The sequence below is a fragment of the Mycolicibacterium rhodesiae genome (genome assembly GCF_002086695.1).
Taxonomy (GTDB): domain Bacteria; phylum Actinomycetota; class Actinomycetes; order Mycobacteriales; family Mycobacteriaceae; genus Mycobacterium; species Mycobacterium rhodesiae.
This window is the reverse complement of the sequence record NZ_MVIH01000002.1, coordinates 604,799-630,170: the sequence shown is the minus strand read 5'-3', so window position 1 is coordinate 630,170 and position 25,372 is coordinate 604,799. Positions and strand designations below refer to the sequence as shown.

At 66.4% G+C, this 25,372-nt stretch carries 19 protein-coding genes, 1 pseudogene and 1 riboswitch; of the genes and pseudogenes, 8 read left to right on the top strand and 12 right to left on the bottom strand.

All coding sequences use genetic code 11. The annotated features are described in order from the left end of the window. Window positions 1–64: 64 nt before the first annotated feature. From BST42_RS06895 to BST42_RS06880, 4 genes are all read left to right on the top strand, one after another. On the top strand, window positions 65–838 hold the full coding sequence (locus BST42_RS06895; RefSeq protein WP_083117791.1) for an emopamil-binding protein: 774 nt from the start codon (window positions 65–67) through the stop codon (window positions 836–838). A 74-nt stretch (window positions 839–912) separates the two neighbouring features. After that, entirely contained in the window at window positions 913–1,437 is a 525-nt protein-coding gene (locus BST42_RS06890; RefSeq protein WP_083117790.1) for a hemerythrin domain-containing protein, read from the top strand. Then, window positions 1,434–1,682: a hypothetical protein gene (locus tag BST42_RS06885; protein WP_083117789.1), complete on the top strand. Its 249-nt coding sequence runs from the start codon at window positions 1,434–1,436 to the stop codon at window positions 1,680–1,682. The genes BST42_RS06890 and BST42_RS06885 overlap by 4 nt, the downstream gene beginning before the upstream one ends. Before the next feature lie 4 nt (window positions 1,683–1,686). Further along, window positions 1,687–2,358, top strand: a complete 672-nt coding sequence (locus BST42_RS06880) for an alpha/beta hydrolase family protein (protein ID WP_083117788.1) — start codon at window positions 1,687–1,689, stop codon at window positions 2,356–2,358. A 5-nt stretch (window positions 2,359–2,363) separates the two neighbouring features. Here the strand turns inward: BST42_RS06880 and BST42_RS06875 are convergent, their stop codons facing one another. From BST42_RS06875 to BST42_RS06865, 3 genes are read right to left on the bottom strand one after another with little or no spacing between them, the layout of a single operon-like run. Next, window positions 2,364–3,302: a lysophospholipid acyltransferase family protein gene (locus tag BST42_RS06875; RefSeq protein ID WP_083117787.1), complete on the bottom strand. Its 939-nt coding sequence runs from the start codon at window positions 3,300–3,302 to the stop codon at window positions 2,364–2,366. Beyond that, window positions 3,289–3,681 (bottom strand): DMT family transporter, encoded by a 393-nt coding sequence (locus BST42_RS06870; protein WP_083117786.1) that lies wholly within the window; start codon window positions 3,679–3,681, stop codon window positions 3,289–3,291. The genes BST42_RS06875 and BST42_RS06870 overlap by 14 nt, the downstream gene beginning before the upstream one ends. Window positions 3,682–3,683: 2 nt before the next feature. Further along, window positions 3,684–3,998 carry a DMT family transporter gene (locus BST42_RS06865; protein WP_083117785.1) on the bottom strand — a complete coding sequence of 105 codons (315 nt, stop codon included), beginning with the start codon at window positions 3,996–3,998 and terminating at the stop codon, window positions 3,684–3,686. Window positions 3,999–4,012: 14 nt separating this feature from the next. Beyond that, window positions 4,013–4,080: riboswitch (guanidine-III (ykkC-III) riboswitch) on the bottom strand. A 193-nt stretch (window positions 4,081–4,273) separates the two neighbouring features. Here BST42_RS06865 and BST42_RS06860 point away from each other — a divergent pair. Continuing rightward, window positions 4,274–5,848, top strand: coding sequence for a phospholipase D-like domain-containing protein (locus BST42_RS06860; RefSeq protein ID WP_083117784.1), 1,575 nt, complete (start codon window positions 4,274–4,276; stop codon window positions 5,846–5,848). Window positions 5,849–5,947: 99 nt separating this feature from the next. On the opposite strand, the gene BST42_RS06855 is transcribed toward BST42_RS06860, so the two are convergent. From BST42_RS06855 to BST42_RS06835, 5 genes are read right to left on the bottom strand one after another with little or no spacing between them, the layout of a single operon-like run. After that, on the bottom strand, window positions 5,948–7,294 hold the full coding sequence (locus tag BST42_RS06855; protein ID WP_083117917.1) for a cation:proton antiporter: 1,347 nt from the start codon (window positions 7,292–7,294) through the stop codon (window positions 5,948–5,950). Window positions 7,295–7,299: 5 nt separating this feature from the next. After that, a complete protein-coding gene (locus BST42_RS06850; RefSeq protein ID WP_083117783.1) occupies window positions 7,300–8,160 on the bottom strand; it encodes an ABC transporter permease in 861 nt (286 codons plus the stop codon). Continuing rightward, window positions 8,160–9,008 carry an ABC transporter ATP-binding protein gene (locus BST42_RS06845; protein ID WP_083117782.1) on the bottom strand — a complete coding sequence of 283 codons (849 nt, stop codon included), beginning with the start codon at window positions 9,006–9,008 and terminating at the stop codon, window positions 8,160–8,162. Before BST42_RS06845 ends, BST42_RS06850 begins: the two co-directional genes overlap by 1 nt. After that, window positions 9,005–14,497: a type I polyketide synthase gene (locus BST42_RS06840; RefSeq protein WP_083117916.1), complete on the bottom strand. Its 5,493-nt coding sequence runs from the start codon at window positions 14,495–14,497 to the stop codon at window positions 9,005–9,007. Before BST42_RS06840 ends, BST42_RS06845 begins: the two co-directional genes overlap by 4 nt. Before the next feature lie 8 nt (window positions 14,498–14,505). Beyond that, entirely contained in the window at window positions 14,506–16,275 is a 1,770-nt protein-coding gene (locus BST42_RS06835; RefSeq protein ID WP_083117781.1) for an NAD(P)/FAD-dependent oxidoreductase, read from the bottom strand. 258 nt (window positions 16,276–16,533) lie between these two features. On the opposite strand from BST42_RS06835, the gene BST42_RS06830 reads away from it, so the two are divergent. Then, window positions 16,534–17,805 (top strand): NAD(P)/FAD-dependent oxidoreductase, encoded by a 1,272-nt coding sequence (locus tag BST42_RS06830; RefSeq protein WP_083117780.1) that lies wholly within the window; start codon window positions 16,534–16,536, stop codon window positions 17,803–17,805. A gap of 11 nt (window positions 17,806–17,816) precedes the next feature. Here the strand turns inward: BST42_RS06830 and BST42_RS06825 are convergent, their stop codons facing one another. After that, window positions 17,817–18,164: a DoxX family protein gene (locus BST42_RS06825; protein ID WP_308207534.1), complete on the bottom strand. Its 348-nt coding sequence runs from the start codon at window positions 18,162–18,164 to the stop codon at window positions 17,817–17,819. Between the two features lie 106 nt (window positions 18,165–18,270). Further along, a complete protein-coding gene (locus BST42_RS06820) occupies window positions 18,271–18,708 on the bottom strand; it encodes a MarR family winged helix-turn-helix transcriptional regulator (protein WP_083117915.1) in 438 nt (145 codons plus the stop codon). Between the two features lie 189 nt (window positions 18,709–18,897). Between BST42_RS06820 and BST42_RS06815 the strand changes: the two genes are divergently transcribed. Both BST42_RS06815 and BST42_RS06810 read left to right on the top strand, forming a co-directional pair. Next, window positions 18,898–20,931, top strand: a complete 2,034-nt coding sequence (locus BST42_RS06815) for a toprim domain-containing protein (RefSeq protein ID WP_083117778.1) — start codon at window positions 18,898–18,900, stop codon at window positions 20,929–20,931. Between the two features lie 9 nt (window positions 20,932–20,940). Next, window positions 20,941–23,085 carry a DNA gyrase subunit A gene (locus BST42_RS06810; protein ID WP_083117777.1) on the top strand — a complete coding sequence of 715 codons (2,145 nt, stop codon included), beginning with the start codon at window positions 20,941–20,943 and terminating at the stop codon, window positions 23,083–23,085. Here BST42_RS06810 and glpK read toward each other — a convergent pair. Beyond that, window positions 23,086–24,582: pseudogene (gene glpK / locus BST42_RS06805) on the bottom strand (glycerol kinase GlpK). After that, the gene (locus BST42_RS06800) at window positions 24,579–25,340 is read right to left on the bottom strand and encodes an IclR family transcriptional regulator (protein ID WP_083117776.1); all 762 of its coding nucleotides are present in this window, start codon (window positions 25,338–25,340) and stop codon (window positions 24,579–24,581) included. The pseudogene glpK and the gene BST42_RS06800 overlap by 4 nt, the downstream one beginning before the upstream one ends. Window positions 25,341–25,372 lie beyond the last annotated feature (32 nt).

The following is a 25,372-nucleotide window of genomic DNA, read 5'->3' as shown; positions in this document are numbered from 1 at the left end:
TGATAATTTCCCGTTCGGGATTAATTCCAGCACGCGACCCCATCATCGGCGATGAGGACACCCTATGACCAATGTTGTTGAGCGCGAGCCGAACCTCGTCAGTCCGTGGGCGCCGCACCGGGTGCGGATGTACCTGGCCACCGCGCTGTTCACCGGGCTGGTGTTCGTCGGCATGACGATCGGGGTCGGAACGGGCCTGATCGAACCGACGTTCACCTCCGACGTGATCGCCAACCTGTTGTTCGGCATTCCGGCAATCCTCATTCCCCTCGTGCTGCTGTGGGATGCGCCCGGCGAAGTTCGCCTGCGGGAGGAGAAGGCGGCCGAACTCACGCTGTTCTACCTGCCGTACACCGCATTCAGCCAGATCTGCTACGAACTGGTGTTCCTCATCGGCCATCCGCTGGGATGGTGGACACCCACCAACGATCCGGGCATCAAATGGCTGTGGTGGCAGTACGGCCTCGCCGACACCCGCTACGCCAGCGGCAACCCGTGGACCTTCGCCCTCGAGGTGGTCGGGGTCATCACCGGCATCGTCGTCATCCTCATGTGGACCCGGCTGGTCCGGCACTCACTTCCGATCGAGAAGCGCATCCAGTCCCTGTGGGTGGCCTTCGCCGGTATCGCGGTGCTGATGAGCAGCACCGCCGTCTACTTCATCTCCGAGGTGGGCGCCGGCTTCAAAGACATCGGGCAGGGTGCGTTCGGGCTCTGGTTCAAGTTCGTCGGCGAGAACATCCCGTTCATCGTGTTGCCCGCAATGGTGCTGTACGCCATTCACCTTCAGATCGATTACCTGACCCGGAGGGTGGCCGCCTCCGGCGCGGGCCGGTAGCGTGCACGCACCTCCGGCCCCGCATTCCCACTCGCGGGCGTTTCGATCAGCGACGGGTGGGGCAACTGTTGCCCATGTCCGACATCATCGATCTCATCTACGCCGATCATGACTGGCTGCGACGTCAGTTCTTCCGGCTCGACGATGCCACGTCCCACGACGAGCTGGCCGCCATCTGGACGACGCTCAGTGCACGGCTCGACGCCCATGCCGACGCCGAAGAGACCGTCTTCTATCCGGCCCTGCTCAAGCACGGTGGCGACGACGACCCGGGCAACCCGGAGGGCGATCCTCGAGACGAGACCGAAGACGCCATCACCGACCACAACGCGATCCGTGATGCGGTGCGTGAGTCGCGTAGGCACAAGCCAGGGACGACGGAATGGTTCGAGGCTGTCTTCGCGGCGCGTAAGGAGAACGGCGAACACCTCGACGAGGAAGAGCGCGAGGCCATGCCGGACTTCATCAAGAGTGCGACCTTGGAGTTGCGCCATGAACTCGGCATGAAGTGGTTGCAGTTCTACGCCGAGCGGGAGTCGATCGACGGGATCGATACTCGCGACAAGGATGCCGACTCCTACATCGAGAAGCACTCATGACCGACTCCGATGGGCGCATTGATGCCGTCGCGCCGGGTGACATCGTTGCTCTGGACCTGGGCTCCGGCGAACGGGACTACAAGGTGGTGCACAAAGACACCGTCGACTCCGGCTTTCTGATCACCTTCGAGGACGACGACGGCGAGACCTTCGACCTCGAAATTTCTTCCGGCACAACGGTCAAGCGATCGTTGGAAGCCAAGTGGGAATCGTCGCAGAGCCCTACGCCGCATTCGTCGGAGTGAGCCCGTGGACGTCGTCGAGTACGCCCCGGGGCGCCGGGCCGATGTGTATGGCGGGGCGCCCGACCCGGTCGCGCTGCTATGGCACGGTACCCAAACCGACTCCCGTGCAGCGGTGCGCGTTCTCGCCCAGGCACTCGCCGAGCGCGGGATCTGCGTCGTGGCCCCGGACTGGGACTCCCACGCCGGGGATGGCGGTCGCGCGGACCTGTTGAGCTCGATCGACTTTGCACGCTCGCGCGGCAGCAACAGCGCGCTGGTCGTCATCGGGTGGTCCTTGGGCGGCGCTGCCGCAGCGGGTCTGACCTTGCGAGCAGTGGAGTTTCAGGTGTCGGTGGCGCATGCAATCTGCCTCGCCGGAGCGTTCATGGTCGACGATCCGATCTCTGGCAGCCCGGTCCTGGACGGCATCACCGGCGACGCCGTACGCACCCCGTTCACGCTGTTCTCCGGGACCGCGGACGACGTCGTCCCGACCTCCGTCGCCACCGAGTTCGCGGCGGCGCTCCACGCGAACGACTGGCCGGTGGACATCGTCGAACTCGAGGCCGACCACGGCTCGATAGCCGGCGCACGGTACGACGCCGCCCTCGACCGCTACGAGGCTGCCGAGGACCCGGCGACGAAAGCAATCGTCGATGTCATAGCCGATCGCATCGCCGCCATCATGTTCGCTTGAGCGAGTTACCCGAACAACGGCAGCGCCCGCTTACGGGCCAGCGCATCCATGCCGCTCTGGATGCTGTCCTGCACCTCTCGGTACTTCTGCTCGACGTAGTCGTCGTCCTCGGCGCGGGACGGGTCGTGGTCGACCTCCACCGCCGGCATCAGCCGGGTGCGGATCTTCGCGGGCAGCGGCAACTGCGGCAGAGCGGCCGGCGCGATACCCCACGGAAGGGAGACGGCGAGCGGAAACACCTTGAGCCGCAACATCTTATCCAGCCGCAGGGCTCGCGAGAGCCCGTCGCCGCGGATGAGTACCGGCATCGCATCGGCTCCCCCGACGGTTGCGATCGGCACGATCGGTACCCCCGCCTTGATCGCCATGCGCACGAATCCGGCGCGGCCCGCCAGGTTCGCGACGTCACGCTCGCTCCACGGCCGCAGCGAGTCCACCTCACCGCCCGGCCAGACCGCCACATCGTGGCCCTCGGCCAACGCCGTGGCCATCGAATCGGGCGCGGCCGGCAGGACCCCCATGGCCCGGAAGTACCGGCCGATCACCGGCATCGCCATCAGCGCATCGTGCGCAGTGCCGTGCAGAGTGCGCTCCTGACCGAACCGGCGCCACCACTGCACCCCGACCGTCCAGGCATCCCAGACGAACGGGGCCCCGGAGTGGATACCGACCAGCAACACAGGCGGGTCGGGCAGGTTCTCCCAGCCGTCGAACTCCATCCGGAACCAGTGGTCCACCAAGAAGTTCCACAGGTACTTCTGGCGTTGCATCGTGGTTTCGTCCTGCCCACTGAGATCCCACTGCCCAGTGCGCTCGTTGAGCCAACCGCTGACGCCGCCGTCCGCGGTCTCCGCCCGTCGCTGCTCCATCTTGCGTCGGGCCTGGTCAGCGTGTCGCTGCGCTTGCCGGCGGACGGCCGCTGGGCGCGAATCAGTGTTGGTCATGTCGCCGGTGTACCCCGGGTGTGGGGCGGGTCACACGTACCAAACCGCGGCCGGCGCCGGAATGTCCCGGCAGCACCTTGAGACCGACAACCGCCACGATGATGCCCGCCAGGCACAGCAACTTCGGCACGCTCACCGGCTCGGCGCCGGTGACGATCGCGAAGCCGACCGTCAGCGCCGCTCCCAAGCCGGTCCAGATGGCATAGGCGGTACCGATGGCAATGGTTTTCGTCGCCATCGCCAGGCCCAACATGCTGAACACGAGTGCCATCACGAATACCGCAGTGGCCCGTGGATTGGTGAAGTTGTCGATCTCACCCAGCGCGGTGGCCCAGACCGCCTCCAGTACGGCGCTGACGAGCAGGACCGACCACGCCACGGCTAGCTCACCACCTTGAGTCCGACGACCGAACCCACCAGCAGCACAAGCATCAACAGACGGCCCACGGTCGCCGCCTCGTGTCGCCGGACCATCGCCCAGAGCACGGTCAGTGACGCGCCGATGCCGACCCAGACCGCATAGGCCGTACCGGTCGGCACTGTGCCCATCGCCGAGGCGAGGCCGATCATGCTGCCGATGAGCGCGAGGACGAATACCGCGGTCGGCACCCGTCGGCGCAGACCGCGTGACTCCCCCAGCGCTACGGCCCAGACGGCTTCCAGAATTCCGGAGAGCACCAGAATCACCCATGCCATGACCAGACTCCTCCTGCGAGTCAGTCTTGTCCTGGGCGGGTACTGCTCCCTCGTCCGCCAACACCCGGAATCGGGGTCGCGACAGCCAGTTTAACCGACCGGCCGGCTCGGGTCACCCAGGTTGCCCAGCCGAAATAGTCTGTGCTGTGGCCGGATTCGCTGCGACAAGCGCAGACACGCGATCGGGAGAGACCCATCACCATCGGTGATGGCCGCCGTGACAAGTTTCTTACGGGCCAACCCGACGGAGTGGGTATGGGGGAAGATTGCACGAGATGCGCACTGGAGTACACCGCGAATCCCAGAACAGGAGAAAGTCCGTGGGACCCGTCGAACCGGCTGGTGAGAAGTCGCTGCTGGTGCCCGGCGACACGTGTTGGCGCACGGCGGAAGCCGACCGCTTTGCCGCGATCATCGACGGCGCGGACTACCTGCGGCACCTCAAGGCCGCCATGTTGCGGGCCCGGCACCGGATCGTCGTCGTCGGCTGGGACCTCGACTACCGAACCGCCTTCGAACGCGGCGGGAAGACTCTGGACGGGCCTAACCACCTCGGACCGTTCCTGCATTGGCTGCTCGAGCGGCGTCGCGGACTCAACGTGTACCTGCTCAAGTCCAACCTTCGCCTCCTTCCCGCGTTCGACGGGTTCTGGTTCGGCGTGACCCCGGTTAGTGTGCTCAACCAATTCACCTCGGCGCGTATGCATTTCGCCGTCGATGGCGCGCACCCCACCGGTGCGGTGCACCACCAGAAGATCGTGGTCATCGACGACGCCGTGGCGTTCTGCGGCGGGCTGGATCTGACGCTTGGGCGGTGGGATACCTCCGAGCACCTCCCCGCCGACCGCCGCCGGACCGGCTTCGGCGGCGCCTACGGCCCCCGCCACGAAGTGATGGCCGCGATGGACGGCGCCGCAGCGGCTGTACTTGCCGAACAGGCCCGAGACCGGTGGGAGGCGGCGACCGGACAGGCATTGCCGCCAGTGAAGTCGTCGCCGCCCGCCTGGCCCGATGGGCTCATCCCCGGTCTGCGCAAAGTCGAGGTCGGGGTGGCACGCACGCTTCCCCGGCTGCAGGGCCGCAGCGAAGTCCGGGAAGTCGAGGCGCTCGATCTCGCGGCCATCGCCGCCGCGCGCGACGTCATCTACCTTGAGAACCAGTACTTCGCGTCGCGCCGAATCGCTGGAGCGATCGCTGCCCGACTGCGTGAGCCTGACGGACCAGAAGTCGTGATGGTTCTTCCGCGCAGCTCAGAAAGCCGGCTGGAGCAAGAGTCGATGGACAGTGCCCGCCAACGACTCCTCCGGATGCTCAAAGAGGCTGACGAGCACGCGCGGCTGGTGGTCTACTGGCCGGTGGCGGGCCGGGGCGTCTCGGTCTATATCCACTCGAAGGTCCTCGTGATCGACGGCCGGTTACTTCGTATCGGCTCGTCGAACTTCAACAACAGGTCGTTGGGCTTCGACAGCGAGTGCGATATCGCGATCGAATCCCTGCCCACGCGTGACGATTCCGCGGCGGTGCAGGAGGAAATCCTGCACGTGCGAAACACGCTCGTAGCCGAACACCTCGGTGTGTCGGCCGATACTTTCCGCGACGAGATGGCAGGCCACGGTTCATTTTTGGCGACTGTCGAAGCGCTACGAGGGACCGGGCGATCACTTCGGGCGCTCACCGACACGATGGTGGCCGCAGACGCGAGTCCGTTCGCGGAGAACGACCTGATGGATCCCGCCCGAGTGCCGCAGTCCCTCCCGGAGAGTGCCCTGAGGCTCATCGAGTCGGTGGTGACGTGGCCGCTACGGCATACCGTCCTCGGTGGCTGGCTCCGGAAACTTCGGGGTTTGTGACTCGGGTCAACACGAAATCGACCTCATGGTCGTCAACCGCGGGGCGTCACAACCCTCAGGTCGATCTCGCGACCCGCAAGGCGCTCAGCCCAGTGCCAGTCACGCGGCGGCCGGCTCCGCGCTGTAGGGTTCCTCGCCCTCCGGCCCGAATCTCGCACCGGACCTGGCCAGGCGGCGCTCGAACAGCCGCTGTAACGGGGTTGCGACGAACGTGGTGATGATCGTCATGACCGCCAGAATCGTGTAGAGCTTGCCGGAGATCAGGCCTGCTTCGAGACCGATGTTCAGCAAGATGAGCTCCATCAAGCCGCGGGCGTTGGCCAGTGCTCCCATGGAGCCCGCCTCGTACCAGCTCATGCCCTGCCACCGCGCGGCCAGACCGACGGCCCCGAACTTCGCGGCGAAGGACACGACCAGGACGATGCCCGCCATGAGCAGAGTCGACGAGTCGAGTATCAATGTCAGTTCGGTGTTGAGTCCCGAGTAGATGAAGAACGCCGGAAGCAGCAAGTAGGCCACCAGCGGCTCGAATCGCTCGCGGATCGCATCCAGAAATGCGCCACGGGGCATCACCACGCCCGCCACGAAAGCACCGAAGACGGAATAGATTCCGACCAGATCGGTGAACCAGCTCGCGGTGAGTACGACCAGGAGCACGACGCTCATCTGCGCGATCGGTAGCCCGCCGGTGCGCTCGACCGCAGCACGTGGCGGCGTCCAGGTCTCCAGCCGGCGCAACAGTGGACGGCCGACATAGAGCATCAACAGCAGGTAGGCGACCCCACCTCCGATGGCCAGAATCGCCCCGGACACATGCCCTTTCGCAGTGGCTACCACCGTCGCCAGCAGTATCCAGGAGCAGGCGTCGTCAATTGCCGCGCAGGACAACGCCATCGTTCCCAGCCGGGTCTTGAGCAGTCCGGAGTCGTAGACGATCCACGCCAGCATCGGGAACGCGGTGATGGCCACCGCGGCCGCCACGAACAGGCCGCCCTGCCAGTGCGCCACCTTGTCGGTGAAGTAGCCGCCGAGGCTCACCATCACCCAGCCCAAGACTCCCCCGAGGATCAGAGGTATTCCGATGCCGGTGGCGGCGGTGGCACCTGCCTGTCTCGAGTGGGCTCCCAGGATGCTCAGCTGAAACGAGGACCCCACCAGGAACATGTACAGGACGAGGCCGAGCTGACCGACGACATAGATGACCGTGAGGTTCGGGTGCACGATCGTTTCGGCGCCGATCGTCAGCTTCGCGGGAAAGAGCCACTGCTGCGCGGCGGGCCAGATCCAGCCCAAAACCGAAGGCCCGAGCAGGAAACCGGCGACCATGATGGCGACGACCTGCACCTGGGCCAGCCTGCGGAACACCGGCCACAGCAGCCGGTAGGTCAGCAGAATGACCGCGATCTGCAGGAAGAAGTGGTAGGCGATGGTCAGCAGCGGCGGCATGGGTGTCAGCTCTTGTCCGACCACCGGAAGATGTACAGGCAGGCCATCAGACCGCCGATGCTCCATCCGGCCAGCACCAGGAAAATGCGCCCGTGATCCCAGCTGCCGGCCGGCTCGAAGGCAACCATCTGCGCGGGCAGCAGCACCGAGCGGAATCCTTGCGCCATCCACTTGACCGGGAAGATGGACCCGACGATCAACATCCAGGTCGGCAACGCCATCAGTGGCACGTAGGTGCCCGACACGAACTGCAGACCGACGGCCGGGCCGTTCGTCATGACCGCGGCGGAGACGGCGTTTCCGGCGAAGTTGCTCACCAGGATGCCGAGCAGCGAGCAGCTGATAATGCCCAAGACGAACACCCAGGCCAGCGTGAACCACGCGTACACGTCGGTGGGCAGTTGAAGCTGAAAAGCCGCCACCCCCAACACCACGAGCACGACCGCCTCGGCGAGGCTGGCGATGGCAACCAACGTGATCTTGCCGATGAAGTACGACGATGCGGTCGCCGGCGTCCCGCGCAGCCGCCGCAGAGCACCGGTTTCCCGGTCGGCCGCGATACCGATGCCGAGATTGATGAACGACGTGGAGAGGATGCCGTAGGCCAGCATGCTGGCGGCGATCACCGCGCCGGTACTGGTCTGCGTGCCAGGGATCTTCGCGGAGAAGATGGATCCCAGCAGTACGCAGATGATCGCCGGCATCGAGAACGTCAGCACCACTTGCTCGGGGCGCCGGTAGAACATCTTCAGCTCGGGGACGACTCGCGAGAACCCGATTCGTACGGCCGAGGGCAAGGCCGCTGCCGGTGCGAGGCTGCGATGCCGCAGCTGGGCCGGGTTGCGCGGGGTTGACTCGACCGCCATCACGCCATCCCGATCAGTTGCAGGTAGGCATCCTCGAGGGTGGGCCGGGTGACGGTGAGCTGGGCCAGTTCGGTGCCATCGGCGGACTGTTGCCTGATGAACTCGGTCGGATGGTCGGTGTGCTGCACCCGCAGCTGGTCGCCGTCCATCCACTGCACCGTCGCCGCCGTGTTGACGTGCGCGGTCAGCCGCGCGGGCGAATCGACGGCCGCCACCCGGCCACCGGCGACCACGGCCACCCGATCTGCCAGTGCGGCAGCCTCTTCCAGATAGTGGGTAGTCAGAACGATCGTCGTGCCGTCGCTGGCCAGGAGCCTGATCAAGTCCCAGAACTGTCGCCGCGCTTCCGGATCGAATCCGGTGGTGGGCTCGTCGAGAAAGAGAAGTTCCGGTTGGGCGATGATGCCCAGCGCGACGTCGAGGCGGCGACGCTGCCCTCCCGACAGAGTCCGGACCCGCGAGCCGGCGCTGGACGCCAAGCCGACCAGTTCGAGCAGCTCCTCGGGGACCCTGGCCCGCGCCTCGCCGTAGCATTTCGCGAACATCCGCACGGTTTCCAGCACCGTGAGAACCCCGAAGTCGCTGGTCTCCTGCAAGACGATGCCGATTCTGGCGCGCCAACTGCGTCCCGCTTCTGCCGGATCTTCGCCGAGCACCTGGACCCGCCCGGAGTCGCGTTTGCGGTGCCCTTCCAGAATCTCGATGGTCGTGGACTTGCCCGCCCCGTTGGGCCCGAGGATCGCGAAGATCTCGCCGTAGCCGACCTCGAGATCGAGATCGCGAACCGCCTGCAGCCGCCCATAGGACTTGGACAGTCCCTCGACCTGCACCGCCGATCCGGCGGTCATGAGATAGCCTCTCCGGCACCCGATTCGGGCTCGTCCGCCAACTGTGCCAGGAGTTCCTGCAGTTCCGCGTCGGACATCTCGGCCATCAGCTGGTCCAGCTCGTCGCCGAGATCCGCCGCCTCGGTCGGCTCTGTCGGTTCGGCGGTCGCCGTGGCGACTTCCCCATGGATGAAGTGCAACTCGGCCAGTACCCGGTCGGCCAGCGAGTTCACGCTCACGCCGCGAAGTATCTCGAGCACCGGCAGGTCGATTGAGAAGGTCATGTTGATCCGCACTCGGAACTCCATCGCCATCATGGAATCCAGACCAATGTCCTCGAGCATGTCATCCGGCTCGAAATCATCTATGGCACAGTCGAAGACGGCTGCCACGAGATGCCGCAGCCGGTCAGCGATGACAGCAGGCCGGTCAGCTTCGGGAGTCGTCGCGAGCATCATGAGTATCGAACCGTCGGATTCGGCTGCGCCGGGCACTGTCTCGGAGGTCCCGAGTTCGGCGAACATCATCGGCAGGCGGCTGCCGAGCCCGGCGTGGCGGGCCCGGCCCCAGTCGGCGCTGATGGCGACCACATCGGGCGGTTGCTGGTTGATGAGCCGGTCGAGGACCAGGGCGCCCACCGCGGGGGTGATGAGTTCGATGCCCCGCGCAGCGTAGAGCTTTTCGAGGTTGAGCTCTTCCACCATCCCCACCGACCAGGGGCCCCAGCCGATCGTGAGTGCCGGCAAGCCCTGCTCCCGCCGATAGTGCGCGAATGCGTCGAGGAAGGCATTGGCGGCTGCATAGTTGCCCTGCCCCGGCGAGGCGATCGTCGATCCGGCAGAGCCGAACATCACGAAGAACTCGAGCTCGTGGTCTTCCAGGGCGTCGTGCAGCACGCGGGCACCGGTGACCTTGGCCGCCATCACCGCGGTGAAGTCATCTTCGCTGATGTTCACCAGCAGCTGATCGTTGACCGATCCTGCGGCGTGGACGATTCCGCGCACGGGCTGTCCGCCGGCGCGGGTGTGGTCGCGCAACCATGCCGCCACCTGATCGCGCTCGGCGACGTCGATGCTCGCCGTGCTGATGTGGACGCCGCGGCGTTCGATGTCGACGATCGTCTTGACGGTCTCGTAGTGGGCATGCTCTTCGGTGAGGCCGGACCAGCTCTCTCTCGGAGGGAGGGCGCTGCGGCCCCACAACGCGATGTGCCGCGCTCCCCGCTCCGCCAGATACGTGGCCACCACCCGGCCGAGAGCGCCGGCGCCGCCGGTGACGACATAGGTCGCGTCCGGGCTGAGTTTGGTGGGAAACGGCCTCGTCAGCTGATCGCACGGCCGCAGACGCGGCACGTAGGTCATCTCACCGCGGATGGCGATCTGGTCTTCGGGCCCGCCGTTGAGAACGTGTTCGCACACGCGGGCTGCGGTCCGGGCGTGGTCGTCGGCGGCGTCGATGTCGATGAGTCCGCCCCAGTGTTCCGGCAACTCTTGGTGGCCGATGACGCGACCGAGACCCCACACCGCGGCCTGGTCGACACCGCGGAGTTCGGTTCCCGGTGCGGGTTGGGCGTTCGCGGTGACCAGGTGCAGGCGAAGCTGGTCCGAGGTGTCCTGTCGGGCAAGGGCTTTCGCGAGCCGCAACGCGGTGAGCACACCGAGCTGTTGTTGGTCCTCGACTGAACAGGAGTCCGTGATGTCCAGCGGCCAGCAGTCGATGATCCCGCGGAGATCGTCGTCGAACAGTGCGGCGAAATCTATCGCAGCGAGTTCAGCTCGGCCGTCGTGGCCGACTACGCGGACGCGGTGGCCCCGGCGACACATCTCCTGGGCGATTGCCGTACCGACTCCGGTGCCATCGGTGAGCAGCAGCCACGACGCCGGGTCGGCGGCGCCGATCCCCTCCTCGGCCGGATGGACCTCCATCGGCTGCCACTGAATCTGCAGGACTCCCTTGTCGATACGGTCGGGCGACATCCGCGATGACTCGCTCAGCGACTGGACCACGAACCCGGTGATGACCGCGAGCGGCGTACCGGTCGGGTCGGTGATCGTGATGTCGCTCTCCACGTGCGACCTCGTCGCCGACACCACGTGAACGTGAACCGCCATCTGGGGCACGGGTGCGCCGTAGACGGCACAATGCCGAATCCGGGTCGGCAGGAACGGATCCTCGTTCTCGTCCTGTCCGAGGAACGGGGCGCCGAACAACGCCTGGAACGCCCCGTCGATGAGTGCCGGGTGGAAGTGGAATCTGGCTACCTCATCGGCGATCGAGTCAGGTACCGCGATGTCGGCGACGGCCCAGTCCTCCCCCGCGGTGACCTTCCGGACGGTCCGGAAGGAGTCGCCGTAATCGAACCCGATGGACTCGGTGCGCCGGTAGAAGTCGTCGCCGCTGACCGAGACGACCGCCTCGGCGCTGTCTGACGCGCGCGGCGGCTTGGGTGCGGGTGGCAGAACGTTGAGTTCGGCGGTGGCGGTGACGGCCCACTTCGGCTCGCCGTCGGCAGTCGCGGTGAACGACGCGAATTCCAGTGTGCCGTCGTCCTCGTTGAGGGTGGTCCGCAGGATCGGATCGCAGGTGTCGTCGAGGATCACCGCACGATGCAGCACCACATTGTCGACGCTGAAGTTCGAGCCGTAGACGGCGTGCGCCACCGCCATACCCATCTCCACGTAGACCGCACCCGGCACGACCACACTGCCCTGCACCCGATGGTCGGCGATGAAGGGGTTGAACACGGTGCTCAGTTCTGCTTCCCAGGTGGGGTGCAGGGCGCTGACCTGCTGGCCGAGAAGGGGATGCACTGGCTTGTAGAACAGGGCTTCGGTGGCTTCCCGAGTCTCATTCCAGAAGCGTTTGGTCTGCCATGGATAACTCGGCAGCTTCACCGGGCGGGCGTCCGCACGGTGCTGAAGTGCGCCCCACGCCACATCGTGTCCGTTGCAGTGCAGCGTGCCAACACAATTGAGGAGGGTGCGGACGTCGTCGTGGTCGCGCCGCTGGACCGCGGCCACCGAGACTCTCTGCTGGCCTGCGGTTTCCACGATCGACCCAGCCAGTGCCGGGTGCGGGCCCAGCTCGACGAAGTGGGTGTACCCGTCCTCCACCATTCGCCGGATCGCAGGCTCGAAGAGCACGGTCGCCCGCGTGTTCTGCCACCAGTACGCTGCGCCGGCCTGATAGCCGTCCAACCGCTCGCCGGTGACTGTCGAATACAGCGGCATGGTGGCGTCCTTCGACGACATCCCGTCGAGCGCGCCGAGCAGGTCGTCCTTGATCGCATCCATGAAATGCGTGTGGTACGGCACCTTTCCGGTGAGATACCGGTTGAAGATGCCGAGCTCATCCAACTGCGGAGCCAACGCGGCGAGGACGTCCGCGTCCCCGGCAACGGTGACCGCCGACGGGCTGTTGATCGCCGCTATCGAGATCTGCCTGCCGAATGCTGCCTGCAACTGCGGGTCCATCACCCGGATCAGCGAGTCGGCGTCCGTGCCGACGGCGAGCATCCGGCCCTGCCCACTGGTGCGCTGCTGGAGACGGCTCCGGTGGTAGACGACCTCAACCGCCTGCTCGAAGGTGAGCAGCCCCGCGAGGTGATGGGCGGCGACTTCGCCTGCACTGTGCCCGACTACGGCATCCGGACGGATTCCGTACTGCGCCAGCTGTTCGGCCAGAGCGATCTGGACGGCGAAGTTGGCCGGCTGAGCCACCTCGGTCTCGGACATCCGTGAGCTCGTCTCATCACGTCGCAGTTCGTCGACCAGCGACCACCCGGTGTACTGCGCAAGTTCGCGATCGCTGCGCAGGATGCTGTCGGTGAAGGCGGGAAGGACGTCGAGAAGTCCTCGGCACATCCGCCACCACTGCGGGCCCATCCCCGTACACACGAAGGCGAGTTTGGGCGCGGTGCCGGCGGTGCGTCCCGAGATCGGACCACCGTCGGCTAGGAGCCGAAGTTGTTGCCGTGCATCATCTGTGCTCTCTGCGATGACGACATGCCGGTGGTTCAGATGTGAGCGGCGCATACCCAGCGTGTACTGAAGATCCGGCAGTGCCAGGTCCGGGTTCGCGTCGAGATGTCCGGCGAGCCGGTCGGCTACCGCAGCCAGTGCCTCCTCGCTGCGCGCCGAGATCGGAAGCACCGCAGGCATTTGCGGTTCGCGCGATTCGGGGGCGGGTGCGGCGGTGGCGGGTGGCTCCGCGAGCACCACGTGGGCATTGGTACCGCCGAAGCCGAACGAGTTGACGCCGACGAGCCGTCGCTTGTCGGCGGGGAACGGCCGGCCGGTTGCGGGCACGTCGATCTTGAGTTCCGTCAGGGAGACGTGGCGGGTGGGCTCGTTCAGATGCAGGTTGGCCGGAATGTAGCCGTGCTTGGCCACCAGCGCGGCCTTGATCAGCCCGGCGACACCGGCGCCGGCTTCGAGGTGCCCGATGTTGGTCTTGATCGACCCGATCAGCAGCGGATCGGACGGCGGTCGGTCCGCGGTCAGCGCACTGGCCAGGGCGCGCATCTCGATCGGATCGCCGACGGGCGTGCCGGTTCCATGCGCCTCGACATATCCGATGTCGTGGGCCGCGACGCCTGCTCGCTCCATGGCCGTCCTGATGGCGGCTTCCTGAGCCTCCTGACGCGGAACGGTGATGCCGTCGGTGTGACCGTCCTGCGACACTGCGGTGCCGAGGATTTGGGCATAGATGTCGTCGCCGTCGTCGAGCGCTTGGCGCAGCGGTTTGATGACGACGATGGCGCCACCTTCGCCGCGGGCGTAACCATCGGCGGAGTCACTGAAGGCTTTCGAACGTCCTTCTGGACTGAGAAATCCGCTCTTGGACTCCGCGATCGCCGTGTTGGGCCCGCCCATGATGTTGACCCCGCCGGCCAACGCGACAGTGCACTCCCCGTTCCAGATGCTTTGCGCGGCAAGGTGGACGGCGACCAGCGAACCCGAACAGGCGGTGTCGACCGTGACGCTGGGGCCGCGGAAGTCGAATGCGTGTGACAGCCGGTTGGCCAGCATCGTCATCATCATCCCGGTGGCCGAATGCGCCTTGAACCGGTAGCGACTGGTACGGCCCTGGTTCTGCAGCAGCTGATAGTCGAGGGTGAAGCCGCCGATGAAGACCCCGACATCGCTCCCGGCGAGGCTGTCGGCGGGAAGTCCGCCGTCCTCCAGCGCCTCCCACGTGACATGCAGGAGCAGCCGCTGCTGCGGATCGAGTGAGTGCGCCTCACGCGGCGAGATCCCGAAGAACTGGGGATCGAATTGGTCGATCTCGCTGAGGAACCCGCCGCGGCGAGTGACGATCTTGCCGACCTTGGCCGGATTGGGGTCGTGATAGCGGTCGGCGTTCCAGCGCGACTCGGGAACGACACAGGTCGCGTCGGTTTCGCTGCAGAGCAGGTTCCACAGACTGTCCACCGAATCGGACCCGCCGGGCAGGCGGCAGCCGATACCGACGATGGCCAGCGGCTCGCGGCCACTGTAATCACTGAGCATGGTCACGGTCAGCTCGTCTGAAGCGCGGGCGAGGTACTGACGATCCAGTCGCTGCTGAGGGGGTCGTGTTCCTGCTGCCTGCGGTAGGCGGACCGCAGCTCGTGCAGCAGCGGATCGCGTTGCCACACCTGCACCTGGTGCATGACGTCGTCGTCGCCGAACATCGCCGACTTCTCGGCGAGGACCGTCTCGACCAGCTGTCCGGCCAGTCGGCGCAGCATGTCGGCGTTGGCGTCGAACTGCTCGTCGAAGTTCTCGCTCGGGCCCATCATCGCTTTGTGCAAGGTCACCATGAAGTTAAGCGGTGCGTACAGGTCGACGAACGACACCGCGGGAGTGCCGGTTTCGACCGCAGCCCACTCACGGAAGAACTTCTGCACGCGATTGCTCAGGGCGATGAGTCCGTCGAGATGAGGAACAAAGCCCGGATCGTCGGCGAGACTCACGTACCGGCCGTTGACGTACAACAGCCCGATGAACCCCCAGTAGAAGGCGACGTCCCAGATGATCTTCGCCGACATCACACTCGGCACACCCATCAGCGAGTACTGGTCCTGGTAGACCGCAAGCCACATCTCGGTGAGTGAGCGAAAGAGGGTGTCGCTGATCTGGGCGCGTGCGACGACGTCGTCACCGTCGAGTTCGCGGGTGATCATGTCGGTGATCAGACCGTTGCCGATCGCGACGAGATCCAGCCCCGACGAGTACAGCGGGTCGAGGAAGATGCCCGCATCGCCGGTCAGGCACCAGCGCGCGGTTCCGTCGTACACCTGCGCCGCGCCGTGGCTGTACTTCTTCATGACCCGGAAGTCTTTGATGTCACTCGCATGTGCGTCGACCACGGCGGCACACTGGGGCTCACGTTCGCGCAGCCATGCGGTGGCCTTGGCGAGCGTGTTGAAGGAGTCGAACGGATGGTAGGCCGGGTCGGCGACGATGCCGACGCTGGTGGCGCCGGACGCGAGACGGATCAGCCAGACCCAATAGCCCTCTCCCATCAGGTGATTGGTGGACAGCGCGCGGTCACCTTCGACCAGGCGGCCCTGCCAGTCCGGGTCGTCACTCCACCGCCCGACGTCGATTTCCGTTGCGACGCGGAACCATACGGCGTTGCAGTCGTGTGCGTTGGCCCGCCGGATGTTCAAGTGGCGGGGCAGGAATCGGTTGCGTCCCGATGCGTCGACCACCCACCGTGCCGTGGTCCGGGTGACGGACTCGCCGTCCTGGACCGAAATGGTGTGCGGACCCTGGCCCTGACTCAGTTCCACCGCACTGACCCGGCCGTGGGTGATCTCGACACCCTCAGCCAGGCAGCGCCGGCTGAGTTCGTTCTCCAGTCGCCCGCGGTCGATCTGGTAGGTCACCTGCGGCACGAACGACGAACTGCCGAGCTCCATCCGCTGGGCGACGTCGGTGTTGCGATCGACGGAGAAGAACATCCGCAACCCCATCTTGCGGATCTGCGCGGTGCTCAGGTGGTCGCCGAGGCCGAGGCGGTCGCGCAGGTAATGAGCCGATACCTCGACGGTCGACTCCCCCACCGTGTGGGTCATTTCCGGGACCGGGTGCACGCGCGGTTCGATCACCTGGACTCGGGTGGTCGGCCGCGCCCGGCGGAGTTCCAGAGCCAGTGTCAGTGCCGCAGCGCCGCCACCCACGACACTGACATCGTGATCGACGGACGCTCCATCGGATTGGGCCATTCGGGACCGGATGCGCCGGGCCAGCGCGTCACGTCGTTCGCGACTCAGCTGCGAAACCTGCGCTTGGGCATCCACCCGTGACCTCCCTCGAGTCGTGGCCGATGGGTACCCCGCACATCTGACGGGTACGCATGGCGGCGCTCTTGCGATAGGCAACGTCTCGGCACCGGATCGCTCATTGCATCGCGACGCCAGACCTCGACGAAGCGCTCTTTCGAGCGAATCACAGCTACGGCAGGGGTGCCATGTCGAGAGCCATTACCGATTGCTGACGTCTGCGTCGAGAATGTCCGCGGCCCGAGTCAGGAAGACCCGATGGGATATACACACCGGATGAGTGAGCACCGTGGAGCCGACGACTGCGACGTACTGGTGATCGGTGCCGGTCTCGCGGGGTTGCGATGCGCGGTTGTATTGGCCGAGCGCGGGTGCGAGGTGGCGGTATGGGAGGCCGAGGACCGCGTGGGCGGGCGCATCCGCACCGACGTTGTCGACGGGTTTCGCTGCGACCGCGGCTTTCAGGTGCTCAATCCCGCCTATCCGGCGCTCCGACGAGCGGTGCCGGTCCGCGACCTGGGGCTGCAGCCGTTCGACGCCGGTGTGGTGGTCCGCCGCGACCACGACCGCGTGAAGTGGGTGCATCCGCTGCGTCAGCCACGCGAAGTCCCGCGCATGCTGATGGGCGGCGGCCTGTCGCCGCGTCAGGTGGCGGCTCTGCTTCGATGGGCTGCTCCTGCTGTGCGTTCGGGGGTCCTCGCGGCGGCGCACCACGACACGGATCTTCGGGACGCCCTTGATCACTGCCGAGTCGACGGCATCAGCCGCCGCGTGCTCGACCGTTTCCTGGCGGGCGTGCTCCTCGACGACACCGGCTCGACATCCAACGCGTTCGCTCTCCTGCTCACGCGGATGTTCGCGCTCGGCGTTCCAGGTCTGCCCGCCGATGGCATGCAAGCGCTACCCGAGTTGCTCGCCCGGCCGATCTTGGACCGGATTCACCTGCAGCACAAGGTGACTCGGATTGCGCGCACCGGAGCCGACTGGACCGTCACCGCCGGTGACGTGACCGTACGGGCCCGTGAGGTGGTCGTGGCCACCGATGCGCCCGCGAGCAGCGTCCTGACCGGCGCGCCCCCACCAGCGACGAAGGGGGTGGTGACCGACTGGTGGGCCGTGGACGACCTACCGCCCCGTCCGGCGATGCTGAGTGTCGACGGGCGAGCCAGGCCGCCGGGACCGGTTCTCAACACCGCGGTGATCAGCTCGGCAGCGCCCACCTACGCGCCGCCGGGCCGCCACCTCATCGCCGCTTCCGCACTCATCGGCCCGCAGCACCCGACGCCGTCGGAGGCAGTGCTACGTCGGCACGCCGCCGACATACTCGGTCTGGATGCATCCACGTGGACATTGGTTGTCCGGCACGAGATTCCGGATGCGTTGCCCGCCCAGCCCGCTCCCCTGGTGGTTCGGCGCCCGGTGCGCAGTCCGGACGGACTGTGGTTGTGCGGCGACCATCGAGACACCGCGTCGATCCAGGGTGCGCTGGTGAGTGGACGCAGAGTCGCCGAGGCGATCATGGCGCGCCGAAGCGCGGCCACGATCTGACCGTGCCGCCGTCAGCGCTTGGCGCGCGGAATCCCCGTCGCCCACAGCGCCCACGCGACGAGCACCGGTTGGAACAGCAGCCTCACGAAGCGACTGGTGTCGCTGTTGAGACCGAAGCCGTCGGCGTGGTTGACGTACTGCGCGATGTTGCCCGGGAAGATCAGGATGAAGAACGCCGCCAGCAGCCTGCCCACCAGCACACGGTCCCGATTCAGTACGGCCAGTCCGACGCCGAGCGTGATCTCGACGCCTCCGGAAGCCATGACGACCCCGTCGGCGTCCATCGGCACCCACCGCGGGACCTGAGCCTGGAATTCCTCACGGGCCCAGAACAAGTGACTGAATCCGGCGAAGATCATGGCACCCGCCAGGGCAAGTCGTGCGATCGTCCGCGCACGGGTGGTCGGCGGCGGTGGAGGCAGTTCGGACAAGGTTCAACCTTTCGTCGGATTCGGGTCGGAGAAATCAGTTGGTGGTGCGGGCGTGCAGCTCCGCGGTGATCAGGCGCAGGGCCTCACGCAGCGCCGCGAGATCCGCGGCGGCCGAATCGTCGGAGCCCAACAGCCGGTCCGGAATGCAGGCCGCTCGCTCTTCGAGGGCACGCCCCTTGGCCGTGAGGGTGATCTCGACCCGGCGCTCGTCGGCCGGGCTGCGCTGCCGACGCACGAAGCCGGCCGATTCGAGCCGTTTGAGCAGCGGTGACAAGGTGCCCGAATCGAGATGGAGCCGGCCGCCGAGATGGCTCACCGTGCACGGCTCCTCTTCCCAGAGCACCAGCAGCACCAGGTACTGCGGGTAGGTCAGGTCGAGTTCATCCAGCAATGGGCGGTAGGCGGCAGTGACGGCCCGCGACGCCGAGTAAAGCGCGAAGCACAGTTGTTCATCAAGACGCGGACCGGGCATGCAGCCACCGTATCGCATGCAATCTAATTGTGCACAATTGAATCTGATCGATCGGACGCGCCGCCCTCGAAATGACCGTGACCTGTGGTGATGTCGTGCTGTAAGCACGGCCACGGTTGCGGCTGCACGAGAAAGTCGTACCGGCCGCTTACGATTCCACCGGCGACGCATCCAAGGGAAGGGCCAGACGTGAGCTACACCGCCGCTGACATCACCGAGCTCGACGATGTCCAGCACACACGCCTTCGGCCGGCGGTCAACCTCGGTCTGGACGTTCTGAACACCGCATTGCGGGAGCTGATCGACAACGCGGTGGAAGAGGTGGCCGATCCCAGTCACGGCGGGTCCCGCGTCACCATCACGCTGCACGCCGACGGATCGGTCACTGTTGCCGACGACGGGCGCGGGTTGCCCGTCGACACCGACCCGACGACCGGAAAGAACGGCATCGTCAAGACGCTGGGCACCGCGCGGGCCGGCGGGAAGTTCTCCGCACATACCGACGCCACCAGCACCGGCGCCGGCCTGAACGGAATCGGCGCGGCCGCGGCCGTCTTCATCTCCGCGCGCACCGACGTCTCGGTGCGGCGGGCCGGAAAGACCTACCTCCAGAGCTTCGGCAAGGGCTATCCCGGCGTGTTCGAGGGCACCGACTTCGACCCGGATGCGCCGTTCACCCGGTCCGACACCCAGAAACTGCGCGGCACCAGCAACCGCAAGCCCGACGCTCAGGGCACCGAAGTGCGCATCCTGTTCGACCCGGCCGTCGTGCCGGATTCTCGCGTCGACATCGGCGAGGTGCTGCTGCGCGCCCACGCGGCGGCGCGGATGTCGCCCGGTGTGCACTTGATCGTCGTCGACGAAGGGTGGCCCGGCGAGGAGATCCCGCCGGCCCTGCTCGCGCCGTTCGACGGCCCCTGGGGCACCGACACGTTGCTCGACCTCATGTGCACCGCCGCCGACACTCCGGCACCCGCCGTGCGGGCTGTCGTGGAGGGCCGGGGCGAATACACCACCAGCCGTGGCCCGACGCCGTTCCGGTGGTCGCTGACGGCGGGCCCTGCCGAGCCTGCGACGGTGGCCGCGTTCTGCAACACCGTGCGAACCCCGGGCGGCGGGTCACATTTGACGGCGGCCATGAAGGGAGTGTCCGAGGCCCTGGCCGATCGCGCATCCCGCATTCGCGACCTGGGCCTGGCCAAGGGCGAAGAAGGCCCGGAGCCGCAGGATTTCGCGGCGGTGACCGCACTGGCCGTCGACACCCGCGCTCCCGACGTGTCGTGGGATTCCCAGGCCAAGACAGCGGTCTCGTCGCGCTCGCTGAACGTGGCGATGGCCCCGGATGTGGCACGCAGCGTCACCGTCTGGGCGGCCAACCCGGCCAACGGCGACGCGGTGTCGCTGTGGACGAAGCTGGCGCTCGAGTTCGCCAGGGCGCGGCGCAGTGCCGAAGGCGCCAAAGCCCGATCCCGTGCGGCGTCCAAGGCCAAGGGGCTGGGCACGAACCTGTCGCTGCCCCCAAAACTGCTGCCCAGCAGGGAAACCGGGCGGGGCTCAGGTGCAGAGCTGTTCCTGTGCGAGGGCGACTCGGCGCTCGGCACCATCAAAGCCGCACGCGACGCGACCTTTCAGGCCGCGTTCCCGCTGAAAGGCAAGCCGCCCAATGTCTATGGATTCGCCCTGAGCAAGGCCCGGGCCAAGGACGAGTTCGATTCCATCGAACGCATTCTGGGCTGCGGGGTTCGGGACAACTGCGATCCCGAGCAATGCCGCTATGACCGGATCCTGTTCGCCTCCGACGCCGACCCCGACGGCGGCAACATCAATTCGAGCCTGATCTCGATGTTCCTGGACTTCTACCGCCCGCTCGTCGAGGCCGGGATGGTCTACGTGACGTTGCCGCCACTGTTCGTGGTGAAGAACGGTGACGAGCGGATCTACTGCCAGGATGAATCCGAGCGCGATGCCGCTGTCGCGAAGTTGAAGGAGACTTCCAAGAAGCGGGTGGAAGTGCAGCGCAACAAGGGTCTCGGCGAGATGGACGCCGACGACTTCTGGAACACCGTGTTGGATCCTGCGCGGCGCACAGTGATTCGGGTCCATCTCGATGACGACGACAAGAAGTTGCACCACACGTTGTTCGGCGGACCGCCCGAGGGCCGGCGCACGTGGATGGCCGACGTGGCCGCCCGTGTCGACACCTCCGCGCTGGACCTCGACTAGGAGTATCACGTGACCGCCACCCTGGACATTCCAGAGCAGAACGCCGACCTGGTGCTCGACCAGAGTGCCGACGAGTACTGGAACCACTACCAGTTGACGTTCGCGCTGTACAGCGTCAGCGACCGCGCGATACCGTCGGCGTTCGACGGCCTGAAGCCGGGCCAGCGACGCCTGCTCTACCAAATGCACGACTCGAGGCTGCTGCCCGGGAACAAGCCGCAGAAGTCTTCGAAGGTCTGCTCGGCGGTCACCGGAAACCTGCACCCTCACGGTGGTGCGTCGATGTACGGCGCCGCGGCCCTGATGGCTGCCGAGTTCCAGCGCGTGAAAGTCATTGACGGACAAGGCGCTTTCCCCCGCATCCAAGGTGACATCCCCGCCGCCGATCGCTACACGGAGATGCGGTTGTCTGCGCCCGGCGCGGCGCTCACCGCGGAACTCGACGACCACGCCGTACCGATGGTGGCGACGTTCGACGGCGAGTGGACCGAACCGACGATGCTGCCCGCGCAGTGGCCGGTGCTGTTGTGCAACGGTGCCGTGGGCATCGCCGAAGGGTGGGCCACGAAGGTGCCCGCGCACAATCCCCGCGAGATCATGGCCGCCTGCCGCGCGCTGTTGAAGACCCCGAACATGACCGATGACAGGTTGGTCAAGCTCATTCCCGGACCCGACTGGGGATGCGGGGCGACGGTCGTCGGCACCGCCGGACTGCGGGAGTACATCACCACCGGCCGCGGCGCGTTCACGGTGCGCGGCACGATCACTGTGGACGGCAAGAACTGCGTCATCACCGAACTGCCACCCGGCGTCGCGAGCAACACTGTGCAAGAACGCATCCGGGCTCTCGTCGAATCCGGCGAGATGTCCGGCGTTGCGGACATGTCGGACCTCACCGACCGCCGCAACGGGTTGCGCATCGTCGTCACCGCCAAGCGTGGCCACAGCGCCGAGGACATCCGCGAGCAGTTGCTGGCACTGACCCCGCTGGAGTCGACATTCGCAGCCAGCCTGGTCGCACTCGACGAGAACCGGGTGCCGCGCTGGTGGTCGGTGCGTGAATTGATTTCCGCTTTCCTGCATCTGCGTGACTCGGTGGTACTGCACCGCAGCGAGTATCGGCTGGAGAAGGTGACCGCGCGCCGGCACCTGGTGGCCGGGTTGATGACGATCCACCTGGACATCGACGCCGCGGTCGCGGTCATTCGCGGCTCAGACACCGTCGACGAGGCGCGCCAGGGACTGCAGGAACGATTCGCCATCGACGCCGTCCAAGCCGATTATGTTCTGGCGCTTCAGCTTCGCCGGCTCACCAAGCTCGACGTCATCGAACTGCGCGCCGAAGCCGAGAAGCTCGACGCCGAGTTCGCCGCGTTGACCGAGCTGGTGTCTGATCCCGACGCGCGCCGCAAGGTCATCGACTCCGAGCTCGTCGAGACCGCGAAACTGTTCAAGGGCCCGGAGTTCGACCGCCGGACCGTCCTCGACGCCGAGGCCACTCCGGTGACCTCGACTGCCGACGAAGACGGACCTCGCGAGCGAAAGATGAACGCCGCCTGGCGGTTGGACGATCGCGGGGTGTTCTCCGACAGCCACGGCGAACTCCTCACCTCCGGCCTCGGTTGGGCGGTGTGGAGCGACGGGCGGGTGAAATTCACCACCGGCAACGGTCTGCCCTACAAGACTCGCGATATACCGGTCGCACCGGACATCACCGGGCTGTTGTGCTCGGGAGTGCTCCCGCCGGGTTACCACCTGGCGCTGGTGACCCGGCGTGGCAAGGTACTGCGGATCGACCCTGCCGCGGTGAATCCGCAGGGCGCGGCGGGCAATGGTGTGGCCGGGGTGAAGCTCGCGGCTGGCGACCCGGAGGACACCGTGATCGCCGCATTGCCGGTCTCATGCGGCAACGGCGAAGCCATCTTGTCGACGTCGGAAAAGAGTTGGAAGGTAACCGAAGTCGCCGATATCCCGGTCAAGGGACGAGGCGGCGCCGGCGTCGGCTTCCACCCGTTCGTCAAGGGTGAGGACGCCCTGCTGTCGGCGTCGATCTCGGCGACCGGCTACGTGCGGGGCAAGCGAGCGGTGCGCGCGGAGAACCGCGCGAAGGCGTCGATCAAGGGGTCCGGGACGGACGTGACGCCAGCGGACTGATCACGTTTCGGTGGTGAGCGCCCGCGCGACCGCAGCGCGCCACCCGGCGGCCTCGGATCGGCGGATACGGGCGTCCATATCCGGGTACCACGCCGCTGCGACATGCCGGTTAGCGCGTAGAGCGGCGCGGTCGGACCAGTATCCGACCGCGAGCCCGGCCGCATAGGCTGCGCCCAGCGACACGGTCTCCGAGACGAAGGGCCGCATCACCGGCACGTCGAGCACGTCGGCGACGAACTGCATGAGCAGGTGGTTGGAGGTCATTCCGCCGTCTACCGCCAAGCGCGCCAAAGGAACACCCGAATCGATCGTCATCGCGTTGACGACTTCCCAGGTCTGCCACGCCACTGCCTCCAGTACAGCGCGCGCCAGGTGTCCTCTGGTGATGTACGACGTCAGTCCAACGACGATGCCGCGCGCATCGGAATCCTAATGGGGAGAGAAGATTCCGGAGAAAGCGGGCACGATGTAGCAGCCGCCGTTGTCCTCGACGGTACGCGCCAGGGTTTCAATCTGGGGTGCGGTGTTGATGACGCCGAGCGAATCGCGGAACCATTGGACCAACGAGCCGGCCACCGCTATCGGGCCCTCCAGGGCATACATGGGTTCGGCCCCCGGCGCAGCGTAGGCCACCGTCGGCAACAGCCCGTGCGTGGACCGAACGATGGACGTTCCCACATTCATCAGTAGAAAGGCTCCGGTGCCGTACGTACATTTGGCGTCGCTGGGTTCGAAACACATCTGCCCGAACAGCGCGGCCTGCTGGTCACCGAGTGCCGCAGCGATGGGCACACCGGCCAGCACGGTCGCGCAGCGGGCGTAGACCTCTTGGTTGGAGACGATGCTGGGCATCATGGCCTCCGGGATGTCGAAGACCCCAAGCAGCTTCGAACTCCATTGCAGCGTATGCAGATCCATCAACAGGGTTCTGCTGGCGTTGGTGACGTCAGTGACGTGGACTCCCCCTTTGGGGCCGCCGGTGAGATTCCAGATCAACCACGATTCGAGGGTCCCGAACAGGACGTCGCCCTTGCGCGCCCGTGATTCGAGTCCGCGGATGTTGTCGAGAAGCCATCGCAGTCGGGGCGCGGCGAAATAGGTTGCCGGGTCGAGTTCGGCGATGCGGCGGAATTCCCCGGCGTGCTCGGCGATCTGGTCGACAACCGGGCTGGTCCGGGTGTCCTGCCAGGTGATGGCCGGTGCCACGGGCTTGCCGGTGCGGCGGTCCCAGACCACGGTCGTCTCACGCTGATTGGCGATTCCGAGTGCGACGACGCGGGACCTGTCCAGCCCCGCCGCCGACAAAGCCTCCGGCACGATTCGCCGGACGTTGCGCCACAGCTCAAGGGCATCCTGTTCAGCCCAACCGGGCTGCGGGAAGCTCTGGCGTTGCTCACGCTGGGCGATCGAGAGCATCCGTCCGCGCTGATCGAACACCATGCAGCGCGCGGACGTCGTGCCGAGGTCGATCGCTGCGACGACGCGTTGTTCGCTCACCGCGCGAACTCGAGTGCATGGACCACCGCTGCCGCGGCGTGCCGCAACTCATCGAGGAGGTCCGGCCGGGGATTGCCGTCGCGGGTGAAGAGTTCTTCGGGCGCGCCATGTAGCGCCATCGCCGCAACCCCTGAACGCCGGCCGTGGACGGGAACGGCGATGTCGGCGAAGTCCGGGTCGTACTCGCCGTCGGCGGTTGCCACCCCTGTGGTCCTGATCAGCGTGACCGCAGCAGCCAATCGGGCGCGATTGGTCGACGTTCGGCGAGTGAGCCGATCGAGGGTCAGGTTGCGCAAAAGGCGTTCCCGCAGTGGCGAATACGCGAGCACCAGCTTGCCGCACCCCGTTGCGTGTAACGGGAGGAGTTCGCCGACGCGCAGTGTCTGGCGCTTATCGTCGGGTCGGAAGACGTGGTGGACGATCTCGGCCTCCTGACCGTTGAGCATCGTCATCAAGACCTCGAACCCGGTTCCCAGCGCCAGAGCGTCGGCCCACGGCATCGCCGTCGAGCGTAGGTCGTTGCCGTCCAGTTCGACGATGTCGTGGGAGAACAGCCGCGGCCCAGGCGCATAATCGCCGGTGTCCGGGTCCTGCTCCAGGTATTCGAGGTCGACCAGGGTACGCAGAATCCCGTGAGTGGTCGTCTTCGACAGACCGACATCCTGGGCGATCTCGCGCAGTTGCATCGCCCGGTCGCTGCGCTCGATCAGGTCGATGATCGCGGTGGCTCGGGCGATGGCCTGGATGGGACCGGGCATGGGTGCTCCTCACTTCACGCCTGAGACGAAGG

What these genes read in the sequence shown, in the direction of transcription:
- BST42_RS06800 (WP_083117776.1), bottom strand. Translation starts at nt 25,340, where the DNA reads ATGCCCGGTCCCATCCAGGCCATCGCCCGAGCCACCGCGATCATCGAC.
- BST42_RS06860 (WP_083117784.1), top strand. Translation starts at nt 4,274, where the DNA reads ATGCGCACTGGAGTACACCGCGAATCCCAGAACAGGAGAAAGTCCGTG.
- BST42_RS06825 (WP_308207534.1), bottom strand. Translation starts at nt 18,164, where the DNA reads ATGATCTTCGCCGGATTCAGTCACTTGTTCTGGGCCCGTGAGGAATTC.
- BST42_RS06830 (WP_083117780.1), top strand. Translation starts at nt 16,534, where the DNA reads ATGAGTGAGCACCGTGGAGCCGACGACTGCGACGTACTGGTGATCGGT.
- BST42_RS06855 (WP_083117917.1), bottom strand. Translation starts at nt 7,294, where the DNA reads ATGCCGCCGCTGCTGACCATCGCCTACCACTTCTTCCTGCAGATCGCG.
- BST42_RS06875 (WP_083117787.1), bottom strand. Translation starts at nt 3,302, where the DNA reads ATGACCAACACTGATTCGCGCCCAGCGGCCGTCCGCCGGCAAGCGCAG.
- BST42_RS06845 (WP_083117782.1), bottom strand. Translation starts at nt 9,008, where the DNA reads ATGACCGCCGGATCGGCGGTGCAGGTCGAGGGACTGTCCAAGTCCTAT.
- BST42_RS06885 (WP_083117789.1), top strand. Translation starts at nt 1,434, where the DNA reads ATGACCGACTCCGATGGGCGCATTGATGCCGTCGCGCCGGGTGACATC.
- BST42_RS06865 (WP_083117785.1), bottom strand. Translation starts at nt 3,998, where the DNA reads ATGGCATGGGTGATTCTGGTGCTCTCCGGAATTCTGGAAGCCGTCTGG.
- BST42_RS06890 (WP_083117790.1), top strand. Translation starts at nt 913, where the DNA reads ATGTCCGACATCATCGATCTCATCTACGCCGATCATGACTGGCTGCGA.
- BST42_RS06895 (WP_083117791.1), top strand. Translation starts at nt 65, where the DNA reads ATGACCAATGTTGTTGAGCGCGAGCCGAACCTCGTCAGTCCGTGGGCG.
- BST42_RS06820 (WP_083117915.1), bottom strand. Translation starts at nt 18,708, where the DNA reads ATGCCCGGTCCGCGTCTTGATGAACAACTGTGCTTCGCGCTTTACTCG.
- BST42_RS06850 (WP_083117783.1), bottom strand. Translation starts at nt 8,160, where the DNA reads ATGGCGGTCGAGTCAACCCCGCGCAACCCGGCCCAGCTGCGGCATCGC.
- BST42_RS06840 (WP_083117916.1), bottom strand. Translation starts at nt 14,497, where the DNA reads ATGCTCAGTGATTACAGTGGCCGCGAGCCGCTGGCCATCGTCGGTATC.